This is a genomic window from Maricaulis sp., from assembly GCF_039978735.1.
Classification (GTDB): domain Bacteria; phylum Pseudomonadota; class Alphaproteobacteria; order Caulobacterales; family Maricaulaceae; genus Maricaulis.
Map to the genome: position 1 here is coordinate 53,440 of NZ_JBDWAS010000058.1, position 15,196 is coordinate 68,635.

General features: G+C 65.1%; 10 protein-coding genes. 6 read left to right on the forward strand and 4 right to left on the reverse strand.

Translation table 11 applies throughout. The features are described from left to right. Positions 1–135: 135 nt before the first annotated feature. Positions 136–3,288 carry a S8 family serine peptidase gene (locus tag ABJO18_RS17625; protein ID WP_348516039.1) on the reverse strand — a complete coding sequence of 1,051 codons (3,153 nt, stop codon included), beginning with the start codon at positions 3,286–3,288 and terminating at the stop codon, positions 136–138. A 211-nt stretch (positions 3,289–3,499) separates the two neighbouring features. Here ABJO18_RS17625 and ABJO18_RS17630 point away from each other — a divergent pair, with 211 nt between their 5' ends. The 3 genes from ABJO18_RS17630 to ABJO18_RS17640 are packed head-to-tail and all read left to right on the forward strand — an operon-like array spanning position 3,500 to position 7,854. Beyond that, positions 3,500–4,240, forward strand: coding sequence for an ABC transporter ATP-binding protein (locus ABJO18_RS17630; protein ID WP_348508437.1), 741 nt, complete (start codon positions 3,500–3,502; stop codon positions 4,238–4,240). Then, a complete protein-coding gene (locus ABJO18_RS17635; protein ID WP_348516040.1) occupies positions 4,234–6,636 on the forward strand; it encodes an ABC transporter permease in 2,403 nt (800 codons plus the stop codon). Before ABJO18_RS17630 ends, ABJO18_RS17635 begins: the two co-directional genes overlap by 7 nt. A gap of 12 nt (positions 6,637–6,648) precedes the next feature. Further along, positions 6,649–7,854: an HlyD family efflux transporter periplasmic adaptor subunit gene (locus tag ABJO18_RS17640; RefSeq protein WP_348516041.1), complete on the forward strand. Its 1,206-nt coding sequence runs from the start codon at positions 6,649–6,651 to the stop codon at positions 7,852–7,854. A 59-nt stretch (positions 7,855–7,913) separates the two neighbouring features. Here the strand turns inward: ABJO18_RS17640 and ABJO18_RS17645 are convergent, their stop codons facing one another. After that, positions 7,914–10,871: a TonB-dependent receptor gene (locus tag ABJO18_RS17645; RefSeq protein ID WP_348508434.1), complete on the reverse strand. Its 2,958-nt coding sequence runs from the start codon at positions 10,869–10,871 to the stop codon at positions 7,914–7,916. A 353-nt stretch (positions 10,872–11,224) separates the two neighbouring features. Between ABJO18_RS17645 and ABJO18_RS17650 the strand changes: the two genes are divergently transcribed. Together ABJO18_RS17650 and ABJO18_RS17655 are read left to right on the forward strand one after the other, a co-directional pair. Further along, positions 11,225–12,826, forward strand: a complete 1,602-nt coding sequence (locus ABJO18_RS17650) for a histidine kinase (protein WP_348508433.1) — start codon at positions 11,225–11,227, stop codon at positions 12,824–12,826. Beyond that, on the forward strand, positions 12,804–13,571 hold the full coding sequence (locus ABJO18_RS17655) for a LytTR family DNA-binding domain-containing protein (RefSeq protein ID WP_348508432.1): 768 nt from the start codon (positions 12,804–12,806) through the stop codon (positions 13,569–13,571). The genes ABJO18_RS17650 and ABJO18_RS17655 overlap by 23 nt, the downstream gene beginning before the upstream one ends. Positions 13,572–13,583: 12 nt before the next feature. Here the strand turns inward: ABJO18_RS17655 and ABJO18_RS17660 are convergent, their stop codons facing one another. Next, positions 13,584–13,784 (reverse strand): hypothetical protein, encoded by a 201-nt coding sequence (locus ABJO18_RS17660; RefSeq protein WP_348508431.1) that lies wholly within the window; start codon positions 13,782–13,784, stop codon positions 13,584–13,586. Between the two features lie 89 nt (positions 13,785–13,873). Then, on the reverse strand, positions 13,874–14,635 hold the full coding sequence (locus ABJO18_RS17665) for an SDR family NAD(P)-dependent oxidoreductase (RefSeq protein ID WP_348508430.1): 762 nt from the start codon (positions 14,633–14,635) through the stop codon (positions 13,874–13,876). Positions 14,636–14,846: 211 nt separating this feature from the next. Between ABJO18_RS17665 and ABJO18_RS17670 the strand changes: the two genes are divergently transcribed. After that, positions 14,847–15,152: a hypothetical protein gene (locus tag ABJO18_RS17670; protein ID WP_348508429.1), complete on the forward strand. Its 306-nt coding sequence runs from the start codon at positions 14,847–14,849 to the stop codon at positions 15,150–15,152. Positions 15,153–15,196: the final 44 nt, after the last annotated feature.

Below are 15,196 nucleotides of genomic sequence, written 5' to 3' on the forward strand. Positions count from 1 at the left end.
GCCTCCCCAACTCGGCAGGTCCACCGCGCCGGAAGTTAGGGCATGCAAGTTAATATAAACCAAAACCCCTTCGCGATTGCGAAAGGGCCTTGATTCATCTTGCAAATCACGTCCGCCGGTGGGCGGAAATGATGTTTAGAAGCGCATGCGGAAGCTGGCGCCGGCGGCCAGGTCGTTCCGGGCCCGGTCGAAGGCATTGCCGGCGACCTGCTGGCGGGCGAACAGGCTGGCTTCGCCCATAATGCCGGGCAGCGGCGTGGAATAGAGGAACTCGGTATAGAGCGGACGCTCGCCACCCAGTTCCCACACCTGGCTGTCAAAGCCCAGCGCCCCGGTCTCCCGGTCGGTCACGCGGGCTGCCGTGTAACGCAGGGAGCCCGTCTCCACATGCAGCGGCTGCATCAGGCTGACGCGGATGGCGTCGGCTTCACCGGCGATGCCGGAATACTGGATGCTCATTTGCGCCGCGGTCGAGACGATATTGTCGTCGAGATCCAGCAGGCCGCTGTCGAACGCGGTCTGACGGGTCACGGCGGCCGTGGTCGAGGCGCTCAGCCGCAGGCGCGGCGTGAGTTCGGTGTCCACGCCCATGGAGAAGGCGCTGGTATCGGCACCGCCGGAGAAGTCCAGCGGACCGGTGCCCTGGGCCCCCAGAAGGCCGGTGGTTTCATGCAGCTGGGTCACTGCACCATGCAGCGTCGTCGTGTCCGACAGGCGGTGTTCAATCGCCACGTTCAGCGCCATTGCCTGATAGGCGGCCAGACCGTCATGCAGCGGCCGCTCCTCGCCCGTGCCGGGGATCAGATAGGTCCGCTCTTCGTGATTCATGGTCGAGCCGACTGTCAGGCGCGTCCGTTCGGAGAGCTGGAAGCCGCTGGCGGCAAAGACGCCGCCCGATGCGAAGCCGAGGACAGGGTTCACGCCGCCGGTCTCCGGACGGTGATCCGAGAACAGGCCGAACCCGTCATTCCCCGTCAGGGCGAGCGCCCCTTCACCGACACCCAGCATGACATCGCGGCCCGTGCTGCGGTCGGCAAAGCGCAGGCCTGTCTGGAAGCCCAGCTCGCGCGACAGGCCGCGGCCCTGCAGATCGGTGGCGCCGGCAAAGGCGGTGACTTCCAGATTGCCGCGGCGCAGGACCGGGCGGTCCATCAGGCCGGCATCGGTGAAGCTGGCACCCGAGCTGCCGGTGGTGCGTTCGTAGATATAGGTCTCGGCATAGATGCTGGAGACATTGTCGGACAGGCTGGAACCGGCCGTCAGCGCGTCCACCGAGATTTCGAAATCGCGGAAAGTGTCGTTGACGTTCTCGAACAGCACGACGGTGTCGCTGGAGCCGTAGCGGAAGCGCAGGCGGCCGCCATCGATCATCACGTCGCTGGCCGAAACCTGGCGGCCGCGGCGGTCGACGACGTAGAGATCGCCGGCATCGATGGGCGCCATGGCGCCGGCCACGTTCAGAAGGCCGTGGCCGTAGACAGCGTCGACACCCTCATCGCCCAGATCGGTGGCAGATTGCAGCAGGACATCGGCCAGGTCGGCGCCTTCCAGCCAGCCCCAATGCCCCTTGACCAGCGCGGCGGCGCCGGAAACGAGCGGTGCGGCGAAGGACGTGCCGGACACGCGGACCACACCGCCATCGCTATCATCGACCAGGATCAGCTCGCCCGGAGCGACCAGGAAACGGTCCATCAGGCGATGGCCGGGCTGGCAGCTGCCGCGCACCGTCAGGCACGCATCGCCCGGACGGTTGGAGAAGCTGGAGATATGGCCGCCCGGATCGACAGAGCCAACAATCAGGAGGTTCTCGACGGTGTTGACGCCGGTCCAGTCCACATCGACCGTCTGGGCAGCGCCGTCATTGCCGGCGGCCAGGACGAAAAGCGTGTCGTCGCCGAACAGGCGCACGAAGGGGCTGGTGAAGATACGCTCCCATTCCGGCGCCAGCGTCCAGCCGGACACGCCCATCGACAGGTTCACGATGTCCGTCTGCATCAGGGCGAGATAGCTCATCCCCAGTTCGACCGTGCCCCAGTCGGTGGTCTGGGTGTCGTCATAGGGGTCGAAGGAGATGAGGTCGGCATTCTGGGCCACACCCATCACGCCGCTGCCGTCGAGCGGTGCGTTGATCAGGCTGCGCACAGCGGCGCCGTGATGGAAGTCACGCGAGCCGAAATCGCCTTGGCTGAGCTGGAAATAGCCGTCGCCCGACCGCGTGGAGAAGTCCATCAGGCCGATGCGGACGCGATCGCCGCCGCCATACATCTGCGAGAGCGCCGGGTACCAGTTGGTCGCCGCCATCCAGTGATCGACATGGTCGATACCGGTATAGGACATCAGATTGTCGTAGAAGGTCAGGAAAAACTCGGACCGGTCGGCGGCATCCATGCTCGCCAGAGAGGCCGGATTGGCCGGATCGATGCCGAAATCGTCGAGCAGCGCGTTGAGGAAAGCCTCGTTCATCGACTTTCCGGTCGCGCTCTGGATGGCCTCGCCGAAGACGTTTTCCGCCTCGTCGAAGATCAGGTTGAGACCGTCGGCGATCGGCTGGTAGTCGCCGGTTTCCGGGTCGATCTGGTCCCAGCCGAGATTCATCACACCCCAGACACCGCCGGCGGTCTCCCAGAACGGATTGATGTCCCCGCCGAACGGGTTGATGTCCCCGCCGAAGGGATTGATGTCGCCACCCACGGTCGAGAGATCGCCCCAGAACGGATTGATGTCGCCACCGAAGGGGTTGATGTCGCCACCGAAGGGGTTGATGTCGCCGCCAAAGGGATTGATGTCCCCACCGAACGGATTGATGTCACCGCCAAAGGGATTGATGTCGCCCCAATAGGGTTCGACATTGCCCCAGAACGGGCTGACGAAACCGTAGAACGGGCTCTGGGACGCCTGGAACGGATTGATGTCGCCACCGAAGGGGTTGATGTCCCCGCCGAACGGATTGATGTCGCCACCGAAGGGGTTGATGTCCCCGCCGAACGGATTGATGTCGCCGCCAAAGGGATTGATGTCCCCGCCGAACGGATTGATGTCGCCGCCAAAGGGATTGATGTCCCCGCCGAACGGATTGATGTCACCACCAAAGGGGTTGATGTCACCACCAAAGGGATTGATGTCCCCGCCGAAGGGATTGATGTCCCCGCCAAAGGGATTGATGTCGCCGCCCATGGCCCGGACGGGCCCCTGGCCGGTGGCTTCCTGCGCCAGAACGCCCTGGCTGAAGATTGCGGAAGACACGACGAGCGCGGTTGCAGCCGCACCGCTCAACAACTGACGTTTCATGGACATCCCGTTCGCTTGGCCCGTTAAGAGAATATTAACAGAGCTTTCAGTGGCTCGGCTAGGGGCGAGGCGCAATTTATGCTCGATATTTTATACATCGGGCCCGACAGCGTGTGCGGCCCCGGCGCGAGGCGAAACTCTGCGGCGTCCGGGCGCACACCCTGCCTGCCGCATCGTGTTATAGAGAGCCGGTGAAGGGTGGATGGAGCCCATGCAGGACACGCAGGGCCAGAGCGGTCGAGACCGGGACACGGCGTGTTTTCGCACGCGCGGCCTGACGAAAGTCTATGGCAGCGGTGCGTCTGCTGTGCATGCCCTGCGTGGCGTCGATCTGGACATTCCCGAGGGCGATCTGGTGGTCCTGCTGGGGCCGTCCGGTTCGGGAAAGTCCACGCTGCTCAACATACTGGGCGGTCTGGACCGGCCGACCGGCGGTGAATTCCTGTTCCGGGGTGAGAATCTCACTCAGGCCTCGACCCGGGCGCTGACCCTCTACCGGCGCCGGCATGTCGGCTTCGTCTTCCAGTTCTACAATCTGATGCCCTCGCTGACGGCGCGGGAAAATGTCGAGCTGGTGACCGAGATCGCGCAGAACGGTCTGTCCGCCGGCGAGGCGCTCGAGCTGGTCGGTCTGGAAAAGCGTGCCGATCATTTTCCCGCCGAACTGTCCGGCGGCGAGCAGCAGCGGGTCGCGATCGCGCGGGCCATCGCCAAGCGGCCCGAGGTCATGCTGTGCGACGAACCGACCGGCGCGCTCGACAGTGCGACCGGTATCCGCGTGCTGCAGGCGCTCAAGACCGTCAACGAGACGCTGGGCGCGACGACGATCATCATCACCCACAATGCCGGCGTCGCGGACATGGCGCATCGCGTCATCACCTTTTCCGACGGGCAGGTCGGCAATGTCCGCGTCAACACCGAACGCGCCAATCCGGAGGATCTGGCATGGTAGGCGGCGGTCGGTTCGACATGGCGCGCCTGGTGCCGCGCAAGCTCGACCGAAAACTCCTGCGTGACCTCTGGGCGACCAAGATGCAGGCCATCGCGATCGCCTTTGTCGTGGCTGCCGGTATCGCGGTTCATGTCGTGGCGGCCGGCATGCTCGATTCGCTGCAGGAAACCCGGCGTGCGTATTACGACCGCTACCGGTTTGCCGATGTCTGGGCGCCGGTGGTGCGGGCGCCCGACCGGCTCCTCGCCGGTATCCGCGACATTCCCGGCGTGGCCGCTGCCGAAACGCGGGTGACATCGCATGTCCTGTTCGACATTCCCGGCATGGACGCGCCCGCCAGCGGCCAGGCGATTTCCCTGCCGGACAACGGCCGCCCCGCCGTCAATCACATCCATCTGACCGAAGGCCGTCTGCCCCGCCGCGGCCAGCGCGACGAGGCCGTTCTGCTGGACGCCTTTGCCCGGGCCCACGGCATTGCGGTCGGGGACACCGTCGCCCTGACGCTGCATGGCGGACGGGAGGAGTTGCGGATAGTCGGGATCGCGCTTTCGCCGGAGCATGTCTATGCGGTGGCGCCGGGGCAGCTTGTGCCGGATGCACGGCTGTTCGGCGTTGTCTGGATGGGGCGCGAGGCCCTGGCCCAGGCCGTCGACCGCGACGGCGCTTTTACCGAGGCCGTTGTGACGCTGGAGCCGGGCTATCCGGAGGCCGCGGTGACCGGCGCCCTGGACCGGCTGCTGGCGCCCTATGGCGCACCGGGTGCCTACGGCCGGGAGCAGCAGATCTCCGACGCCTTCATCTCCAGCGAGATCACACAGCTGTCGACCATGGCGCGCGTGCTGCCGCCGATCTTTCTCGCCGTTGCCGCCTTTCTGGTGAATGTCGTCCTCACCCGGCTCGTGGCGATGGAGCGGACCGAGATCGGCCTGCTCAAGGCGTTCGGCTATCACGATGGCGACGTGGTCTGGCACTATGTGAAGTTCGCTGGTGCCATCGGGGTGCTGGGCCTGGCGATCGGGCTCGGCCTGGGCACCTGGCTCGGCCGGCAGATGGCGGTGCTCTACACCGAATACTACCACTTTCCCTTCCTGATCTTCCGTCTCGAGGCGGGGGTCTATCTGTCGGCCTGTCTCGTGACGGCCCTCGCCGTGGGCGGCGGTGGCGCCCTGGCCGCCTGGCGGGCCGCCCGGCTCGATCCGGCCGTGGCGATGCGCGCGCCGCCGCCGCCCGACTATTCCAAGTCCATCGGCGCCGGCCTGACGCGCTGGCGGATGCTCGACCGCCAGACCCGGATGGTGTTCCGCCAGATCCTGCGCTGGCCGGGCCGTTCCGCTTTCACCCTGGTCGGCGTGTCCGTGTCCGGCGGGCTTTTGATCGGCACGCTCTTCTTCCTCGACAGTGTCGACGTGATGATCGACGTCTATTTCAACAGCGCCAACCGGCAGGACGTCTCCGTGTCCTTTGTCGAGCCGCGCTCCTGGGAGGCCTTTCATTCGCTGCGCCGCATGCCGGGCGTGATCGAGGCCGAGCCCGTGCGGCAGGTCGCGGTGCGGCTGCGGCATGGCGCCGCCGAGGAGCGCACGGCGCTGTCCGGTGTGCCGCGCGGGGCGCGCCTGTCGCGCATGGTCGATCTGGACAATCGCAGCGTCGAGGCGCCGCCGGGGGCCCTGGTCATGTCGCAGGACCTGGCCGACAAGCTGTCCATTGCCGCCGGCGATCTTATCGAGGTCGAGGTCACCGAAGGGCGCCGTCCGGTTTTCGAACTGCCGGTCTCGGCCGTCACCACGACCCTGGTCGGTTCCGGACTGCAGATGGAGATCGGCGACCTGAACCGCCTGCTGGGCGAGGGGCGGGTGCTGTCGGGGGCGTCGCTGCGGGTCGACGCCCATGAAACCCGTGCGCTCTATGCCCGGCTCAAGGATACGCCGGGCATTGCCGGCGTCTCGCTGCAGAGCGAGGCCGAGGAGCGCTTCGTGGAGCTGCTGGACCAGAGCCTGGGCACCTCGATCGTCATCTATACCGGGTTTGCGGCCCTGATCGCGATCGGCGTGGTCTACAACAGTGTGCGCATCTCGTTTTCCGAACGCGAGCATGAACTCGCCGTGCTGCGCGTCCTCGGTTTCACGCGCGGCGAGGTCGCCTATGTGCTGCTCGGCGAGATCGCCATCCTGACGCTGCTGGCCCTGCCGGTCGGCGCACTCATGGGAACCGGGCTGGCCTGGGGCTTCTCCCAGGCGATGAGTTCGGACCTGTTCCGCCTGCCCTTCGTGATCAGCCCGCGCACTTATGGCTATGCGGCCGGTGTCGTGCTGGTGATCGCGATATCGTCCGCCCTCATGATCCGCTCCCGGCTGGACAAGCTGGACATGGTCGCCGTGCTCAAGTCCGGCGAATAGGAGATCATTCGCATGAAACTCAGCTTCCGAACCGTGTTCTGGGGACTGGCCGCACTGATCGTCGTCATCCTTCTGGTGCTGGCCTTCCGCCCTCGGCCATTGCCGGTCGATATGGGCGAGGTCATGAGCGGGCCCATGTCGGTCACGGTGAGCGATGAGGGGCGGACGCGGATCCGCGATGTCTATGCCGTCGCCGCCCCGGTCGGCGGCCGCCTGCTGCGGGTGGCAGCCGAAGCCGGCGATGCCGTTGCGGCCGGCGATGTGGTGGCCCGTCTCCTGCCCAGCGAGCCGGCTTTCCTGGATGCCCGCACAGAAGCCGAGGCGCGCGCTGCCGTCGATCTCGCCGAGGCCGGCCTCGCCGCATCCCGCGCCGATGCCGAGAGCACCGCCGCCACGCTGGAGCTCGCACGGTCGGAACATGCGCGTATCCGCTCGCTGTTCGACAGCGGGATCGCCTCCCAGGCGCAACTCGATCGCCTGGCCAGCGAGCTGCGCGCGGCCCGGGCGGCGGACAACCGGGCGCGGGCCTCGGTCAATATGCGGCAGGCGGAGGTGGAAGCCGCGCGTGTCCGGCTGCTCGAGCCGGATGGCGCGCCGGGCGGCAATGGCAGCGTGCTGGACATCCGGGCGCCGATCGGCGGTGTCGTGCTGCGGGTGCTGCAGGAAAGTGAAACGCCGCTCGCGCCGGGCGCCGTCGTGATGGAAATCGGCGATCCGGCGGACCTGGAGGTCGTGGCAGAATTCCTCTCCACCGAAGCCGTGCAGGTTGAAGCGGGCGCCGCCGCCCGGATCACCGGCTGGGGTGCTGGAAACGACCCGCTTTCAGCGCGCGTGCGCCGGATCGAGCCCTATGGCTTCCTGAAGGTCTCGGCGCTGGGGGTCGAGGAGCAGCGGGTCAATGTGATCCTCGATTTCGACGCGCCGGCCGACAGCTGGCGGCGGCTGGGCCATGGTTACCGGGTCGAGGCGGCGATCACCGTGTGGGAGACCGGCGAAGCGGTTCAGGTGCCCGTCGCGGCCCTGTTCCGCGAGGATGGCAGCTGGGCCGTCTACCGGGTCGAGGACGGCCGGGCGCGTCTGACCCCGGTCGAGATCGGCCACGACAATGGCGAGACTGCGGAGATCCTGTCCGGGATCGAACCGGGGCGCCGCATCATCCTCTATCCCGGTGCAGGCCTGTCCGACGGCGTTCGCGTGGCGCTGCGCGATCCGGAATAAAAGGAACGGCGGCCCGAAAGACCGGGCCGCCGCACAGGGATGTGCCGGCTGGTTGGGGCCTAGAAGTTGACTGTCACACCCACCGTGTAGACCCGGCCCAGCACGTCATAGAGGCTGGGGAAGGTGTTGCCGGAGTTGAACGAGGTCGTCCCCGTCGAGTTGCCGATGACCGGCGGATCCTCGTCGAAGATGTTGGTGACCGTCGCGTTGAAACGGACATTGTCGTTCAGCCGGTAGGACCCGGCGAGATCGAAATAATCGTAGGCTTCGATCGAACGGAAGGCCGGGAACAGGTTTGCGGCCTCCCCCGTCTGCGCATCCATGCCGGACAGGTGACGCCACAGGTAGGACAGTTCCACATCGTCGAAGCGCCAGGTGGTGCGCTGGACGATACGCAGCTGCGGCACCGGATCGCAGGTCGTGCCGTAATACCCGTTGCAGTCGACCACCGCCGAGAAGGGCGCCGATTGCAGCTCGTTGGTCATGTAGTAGTTGGCGTTGACGTTGATATCGAGATTGCCCCAGTTGCCCAGGTCGTAACCCGTATTGGCACTGATCTCGATGCCCTCGGCCCGGCGGAAGGTCAGGTTGGTGTTGTAGCCGGGAAGGCCGGCACCGGACGTCGCCAGCGACCCGTTGATCCGCACGATCCCGGCACAGCCGGCCGGATCGGCCAGGACGTAGCACGCATCCATCGCTTCCTGTCCCGAGAACGTCCCGATGAAGTCGTCGATCTGGATATCGTAATAGTCGATCGAGATCAGCGGGTCGGTGACGCGGGGCAGGTTGAGGCTGGGCGACCAAACCAGGCCCAGCGTCAGGGTTTCCGCCGTTTCCGGTCCGGGCAGTGCGTTCGGCTGGGTGCCGCCGAACTGGTTGACCTGGCCGGACACGATGTCGCCGACGACACCGACCAGCGCCGGCGGCACGCCGGTCGCTTCGCACAATGCGCGCAGATTGGCGTCGATCGGGTTTGGATTGCCCGCCGAGCAGGGGTCGAACGTCGCGTTGGACAGGCCTGTGGTGATCGGGCTGAACAGCTCACTGATGTTCGGGGCACGGTTGGCCTGCTGCAGCATGGCCCGCAGACGCAGGCTTTCGACCGGAGACCAGTTGATACCGGCCTTCCAGGTCGCTGACTGGCCGGAGATGGAATAGTCCGAAAGGCGATAGCCCAGCTCTACATTGAGGTCTTCGAACAGGGGCCGCCCCTCGGCCAGCGGGATGAACATCTCGCCGAAGGCCTCGTAGACGTCATAGGAACCGGAGACCGGCAGCACATTGCCGCCGGCGCCGCCCTGACAGCTGGTCGGCGGGGTTTGCAGGCAGTTGTCGGGCAAGGTCGAAGCCGTTTCCTGGCGATACTCGATCCCGAACGCCGCATCGACCGGATTGTCTGCCCAGGGCATCTGCCAGCCGGACACCGGTCCGCTCATCGAGGCGGACAGGATGTCCTGTGTCGTCTTTTCCTGCAGCAATGCCGTCACCGAGGCATAGCCCGCCATGGCGTCGGTGATGATCCCGAAACCGCCGGAGAACAGATCGAGCGGCACACAGGTCGACGGGCCGACCTGTCCGTTCGGCGTGATACAGGTGGTCGCGTCGACCGTATTCAGCGCCGTCGCGATATTGGTCACATTCGTGTAGCCGGCGCGGACCCGGGTCCGGTCGGATTCGCCGTGCTGGTAGGACAGATCATAGGCCCAGTCGCCCCACAGATCACCGCGCAGGCCGGCAACGATGTGGAACTGGTTGGCATCGAATGCTTCCGAGCGTGTGCCCAGTTCCAGCGTGCGGCGGCGGATCGGCACCGAGATGGAGTCGTTGAGGTCGAAAAGACCGTTGGAATTGTTGTCGATCGCACCGGTTGTCGGATCAAACACGCCGACGCCCGCATTCGTCGCGAAGCTGTTGACCTGGTCCAGGATCGACTGGCGGGCAGCGGCCGACAGGAAGGGGTTCATCAGTGGAAGGGTGAACACATTGCCGAACACGCCGGAGGGCGCGATCTGCTGGGTCACGTTCGTCGCGGTGAAATTGCCGCGGCCGTAGAGCTCGAAATGCCGGTTGATCTCGTAGCGGCCGACAAAATCGAGATTAAACCGCTCCTGCGGTGTCTGATAGTAGTTGAACGGGTTGAAATTGAAGCGGGAACAGCGCGGTCCCAGCGTTCCGTCATTGCGGAATTGCAGGGTCTGTCCCGGCAGGTCCAGCGCGGTCGGAATGGCGGTGGTGGAGCCGGAGGCCGTGTCGTCGACCCCGTTCGGTGACTGGCAGTCGGCCTCTTCGGGCAGCAACGGGGCGCCGCCCAGACCGGAGCCATTGGTCGACGAGACGCCGACAAGCCCGAACGGGCGATCGCCGAACTGCACGCCCATTCGCTGGGTATAGCCCAGGCTGGCCATCACATTGCCACGGCCATTGTCGAGATTGGTGCCCAGAAGGACGGAAAGATTGTGCTGCTCGCCGTCCGACTGTTCCGATGCGCGGCCCTCATAGCTCAGTTCCACGCCTTCGAAATCATTCTTCAGGATGAAGTTGATCGCGCCGGACATGGCATCGGAGCCGTAGACAGCAGACGCCCCGCCGGTGACCACATCGACCCGTTCGAGCATGTTCACGGGAATGGTCTGGGTATCGACGGTGCCGGTCAGCGAGAACGGCGTCAGGCGCTTGCCGTCGACCAGAACCAGGCTGCGATTGGTCCCGAGGCCACGCAGGTTGATCGATGCGGCGCCAGAGGTGCCATTGTTGACGTTCTGGCCATCGCCGGGGATGGTCGATGGAAGGTTGCGGAATATCCGCTCGATATTCGCCTCTTGCTGGAACTCCAGCTCGACTTCGCTGACTGATGTCACCGGGCTGCTGGAGACCACGTTGGGCGACTGGATACGCGTGCCGGTGACCACGACAATATCATTGCCGGACTCCGGCTCGTCCTGCGCCAGTGCAGGTGCGCCGGCGGCGGCAAGGCTCAGCGCAACGCCGCCGAGCAGCGCTGTGCGCAGTCTCGGCATGTATCTGTAATGTCCGCTCATTTTTCCCTCGTAGGCATGGATTGAGACAGGCGCATTCGCGCCCCGACGCGCGGTCCCCCCGCTCGTCTCCATCCACGCTGTCATGGGGGCGTGTGACACTTCGCCAGCAAAGCGTCGATCATCGCGGAAAACGCGACCAGCGGTCTTGGTCGCGGCGAAAAGTCCGGAATTCTTCGGTGAACGGTCCGAAAAGCACGACCAGCGACGTTGACGGGCGTTTCCAGTGCGGCCGCGGTCCTGCATATACTGGCGCGATGCAGAGGGATATCGAGACCGCGTTTGTTTCAGCCGCGCACCGGGAAGCACCGAGTACGGCGCTGGGATTGCGCGGATTGCTCATCTTTACGGGCATCTTCTGGGGCTGTTTCAGCCTCGTGACGCTGGCCTATGGCTGGGACGCCTTTGGCGGGTCGGTCGCGACGGCGTGGCGGCCATTGCTGAGCGATGCGGTGGGCGCCGGCCTGTCGATCGGCATGGCGCTGGCCTTGTCCGAGGTGCGCCGCTGGGGGCCGGCCGCGCGCCTTGGCCTCGCGGCGGCCCTCGCCCTGGTGGGCGTGGCGATCTATTCGGCTGTGGTGCTGGTGCTTGTCGGGCCGCTTATGCCGCCCCCCGAAACGCCGGACAGCGGCACTGAACGCATGTTGCGCATCATGCTGGTGCATTACTGGGTGTTCGCGGCCTATGGCGGTTTCTACCTGCTGCTCGACCAGGGGCGCGCCGCACCCGGCGGGGTGTCGGAGGAGGATGATGCACAGGAATGGCTGCGTGCGCGGCTGTTCGGGCGAACCGAGGTCTGGGACGGGCTGAACGCCCGCTGGTTCTGGACGTTCCAGGGTGTGTTCTGGACCGCCATGGTCGTGTTCTCGACGGCCAATCTGATCAATGGCGGCGACAGCATCAGCACGGCCTGGCGTGTCGTTCTTGCCGAGGGGATCGGCATGACCGCCTCGTCCCTGGCGCACTTCGTCGTTCTCAAACCGACCCGGCTCTGGCCGCTCTACCGGCGCGCCGCCCTGGCGCTGGGGGTCGCGATCATTCTGACGATGATCTACGTCTGCGCCATCTGGTTCGCCTATTTCCAGGTGCTTCCGGGCGAGCCGCCGATGCGGAATGGCGAACCTGTCGACACCGGTCTGCCGCTATTGCTCTATCTGGCGCCGCGCTGGATGTTCCTGAACTTCCCGGTCTTTGTCGGATGGATCGGTTTCTATCTGGCGCTTGATGCCGCAAGGCGGCTGCGCTCGCAGGAGCGTCAGCTCTACAACTCGATCATGCTGGCCCAGGAATCGCAGCTGAAAATGCTGCGCTTCCAGCTCAACCCGCATTTCCTGTTCAACACGCTCAATGCGATTTCCTCGCTCTTGCTCGATACCCGGGCCAACGAAGCGGACAAGATGCTCACGCAATTGTCCAAATTCCTGCGCTTTACCCTGGATGCTGCGCCCGATGACCGGGTTCCGCTGCGCCGGGAGATTGATGCTCAGCGCCTGTATCTGGAGATCGAGCAAACGCGCTTTGCCGACCGTCTGGAAATCGCGGTCGATATCGATCCTGTGGTGGAGGATGCGCTGGTGCCAACCATGATCCTGCAGCCATTGCTGGAGAATGCCGTCAAATACGCGGTGTCCCAGACAACCCGTGCGGTCCGCGTGACTGTCGAGGCAAAGGCACTATCGGACGATATCCTGGAGCTTCGGGTGACGGATACAGGGTCGGGCGGGGTCTCCACGCGCGCCTACAGCGGCGGAGGCGTGGGCCTGGGCAATATCCGCGCCCGTCTGGCCGTGTTGTACGGCGACACCGGACGACTGGAAGCCGGGCCGCAGCCGGAGGGCGGGTTTGCAGCGGTGATCACGATGCCGCTGGAGCGATCGAGAGCGCCGAAAATCACCGAACGAGAGGAGGAGAGCGATGCGCGTACTTCTGGTCGATGACGAACCGCTGGCCCTGCGCCGGCTGGAAATCCTGCTGTCGCGGCGGCCCTGGGTCGATGTGGTTGCGGCCGTCCGGGACGGTCACAGCGCGGCGAAGGCCGCGCAGGAACTCAATCCGGATGTTGTCTTCCTCGATATCCAGATGCCGCAGCTCGACGGGTTCGAGATCGCGTCCATCCTGTCGCAGACCGTGCAGCCGGAGATCATCTTCGTGACTGCCTATGAGGCCCACGCCGTGAAGGCATTCGAGGCCGCGGCCATCGACTATCTGCTCAAGCCTGTCGAGATGGAGCGGCTGGACGAGGCCCTCGGGCGGGCCCGCACGCAACTGGCCAGCCGCGATGCGACGGCACGGGCGGACGAGCTGGAAGCGCTGGTCCACACGCTGCGCGGACATGACGGGGAGGGGCATCCGGATCTGTGGATCCGCGACCGCAATGGCCGCATGCGTCTGGAAAAGAACCGCATCGACTGGATCGAGGCCGAGGGCGATTATGTGCGCATCCACGCTGGCGCCCGGTCCTGGCTGATGCGGGCGACCATGACGGCGATGGAAAAAAATCTCGACGATCACCAGTTCGCACGGGTGCACCGGTCGGCGATCGTCAATCTGCGCCGGGTCGCCCGGACCGCCGCGACGCCGACGGGCAGCAAGACGTTGCGCCTGAACGATGGCACTGAAATACGGGTCGGCCGGGCATTCGAAGGGCGTGTGAACACCCTTCTGGCCCGGCCGATCTCCTAGCGTAGCGGTCGCCTAGCGTTGCGGTTCGTCGTCCACGTCTTCGGTGGCTTCGTCGACGTTCTCGCCGGCTTCCTCGAACGCGTCGGTATCTTCACCCGTCACGTCCTCGATGGCGGAATCGACGTCCTCACCGGCGTTTTCGGCCGGCCCGTCGGAACAGGCAGCCAGAATGCCGGCGGCGGACAGCAGAACAAGCCAATGACTCGATTTCATACCCAACTCTCCTTCTGATTGGTCCACTAAACCAACGCGCGCAATGCGAAGGCGTTCCATCCGTCATCACTCAGGTGCCGGGTGGCGTGTCAGAGCGTCTGTCCGTCGTCGATCGTGATGGCGGTTCCGGTCATGAAGCGCGAGCCGTCGCCGGCCAGCATCATGAAGGTCGCATCGAGGGATGAGGCGTCCATCAGGCGGCGGCGCGGGAAGCCCTGGATCTGGCGTTGTCCGCCTTCCGAGGCAAACCAGTCCGAATTGATCTCGGTCTCGATATAGCCCGGGCAGATCGCATTCACGCCGATGCGGTATTTTGACCATTCGCGCGCGAGATTCTTGGTCATCGCCACGACGGCCGCCTTGGAGGCACAATAGACGGACAGGCCGGGCAGGGTCGCGAAGGCGGCCATGGAGGCGATATTAATGATCCGCGCCTCTTCGCGTTCGGCAACGCCGCTGTTGATCATGCGGCTGGCAGCCTCGCGCGCGCCATAGAAGACGCCGCGCACATTGACGTCGAACGTATTGTCGAAGCGCTCCACCGGCATGGTCAGGGCGGCACCGTCGCCGCCGACGCCGGCATTGTTCACCATGATCGAGATCGGACCGAGCGCATCCTGGGCCTTGTCGAGCGCCGGACCGATGGCCTCGGCATCGACGACGTCGAGAGGCAGCGCGATGGCCTTGCCGCCCTTTTCCTTGATGGCTTCGACTTCGCTGGCGAGGCGATCCTCGCGGCGGGCCATCAGGGCAACCGAGGCACCGGCATCGCTGAGAAGATGCGCAAAGCGGCGGCCGAGGCCGCTCGATGCGCCGGTGACAACGGCCACGCGTCCGGTCAGTGAACTCATGGGAGGCTCCTGCTTTTCCTTATCAACCTTGTGAGCGATACCGGCTGCCGCCGCGCAAATCCAGCATGCGGTATCGCTGTCATGACGATTTCTGCGAAATTTCGCATCCGGCGATGGATCGAAGTCGAGACCGGTGCGTTGATGAAGTGCACGGGCCACGAGATCCCCCCGGTTCAGGCCCGTAGCACCGGTCAACAATGGAGAGACCTAGATGAAAAAGACTGTTCTGATCGCTTCCGTCGCTGCCCTTGGTCTGGCCGCTCCGGTTTTTGCCCAGGATACCACCTTTGCTGATGCCGACACGGACATGAGCGGTGGTCTGAGCCTCGCCGAAGTCCAGGCCATTGCGCCGGACGTGACCTCCGAAGGCTTTGATGCCTATGACGCCGACGCCGATGGCGAGCTCAATGAAGACGAGTTCGACACCTGGAAGATGGCGAACCCGGAAGAGAGCAGCGAAGATGCGTCGGCCGACGAGGACGACACGGAAACCGAGACCGAGCCGTACAACGGCTGATCCGGTTACCCGGTACGTTGCGAAACGCCCGCCTCGAAAGAGGC

What these genes read in the sequence shown, in the direction of transcription:
- ABJO18_RS17625 (WP_348516039.1), bottom strand. Translation starts at nt 3,288, where the DNA reads ATGAAACGTCAGTTGTTGAGCGGTGCGGCTGCAACCGCGCTCGTCGTG.
- ABJO18_RS17630 (WP_348508437.1), top strand. Translation starts at nt 3,500, where the DNA reads ATGCAGGACACGCAGGGCCAGAGCGGTCGAGACCGGGACACGGCGTGT.
- ABJO18_RS17635 (WP_348516040.1), top strand. Translation starts at nt 4,234, where the DNA reads ATGGTAGGCGGCGGTCGGTTCGACATGGCGCGCCTGGTGCCGCGCAAG.
- ABJO18_RS17640 (WP_348516041.1), top strand. Translation starts at nt 6,649, where the DNA reads ATGAAACTCAGCTTCCGAACCGTGTTCTGGGGACTGGCCGCACTGATC.
- ABJO18_RS17645 (WP_348508434.1), bottom strand. Translation starts at nt 10,871, where the DNA reads ATGCCGAGACTGCGCACAGCGCTGCTCGGCGGCGTTGCGCTGAGCCTT.
- ABJO18_RS17655 (WP_348508432.1), top strand. Translation starts at nt 12,804, where the DNA reads ATGCGCGTACTTCTGGTCGATGACGAACCGCTGGCCCTGCGCCGGCTG.
- ABJO18_RS17660 (WP_348508431.1), bottom strand. Translation starts at nt 13,784, where the DNA reads ATGAAATCGAGTCATTGGCTTGTTCTGCTGTCCGCCGCCGGCATTCTG.
- ABJO18_RS17665 (WP_348508430.1), bottom strand. Translation starts at nt 14,635, where the DNA reads ATGAGTTCACTGACCGGACGCGTGGCCGTTGTCACCGGCGCATCGAGC.
- ABJO18_RS17670 (WP_348508429.1), top strand. Translation starts at nt 14,847, where the DNA reads ATGAAAAAGACTGTTCTGATCGCTTCCGTCGCTGCCCTTGGTCTGGCC.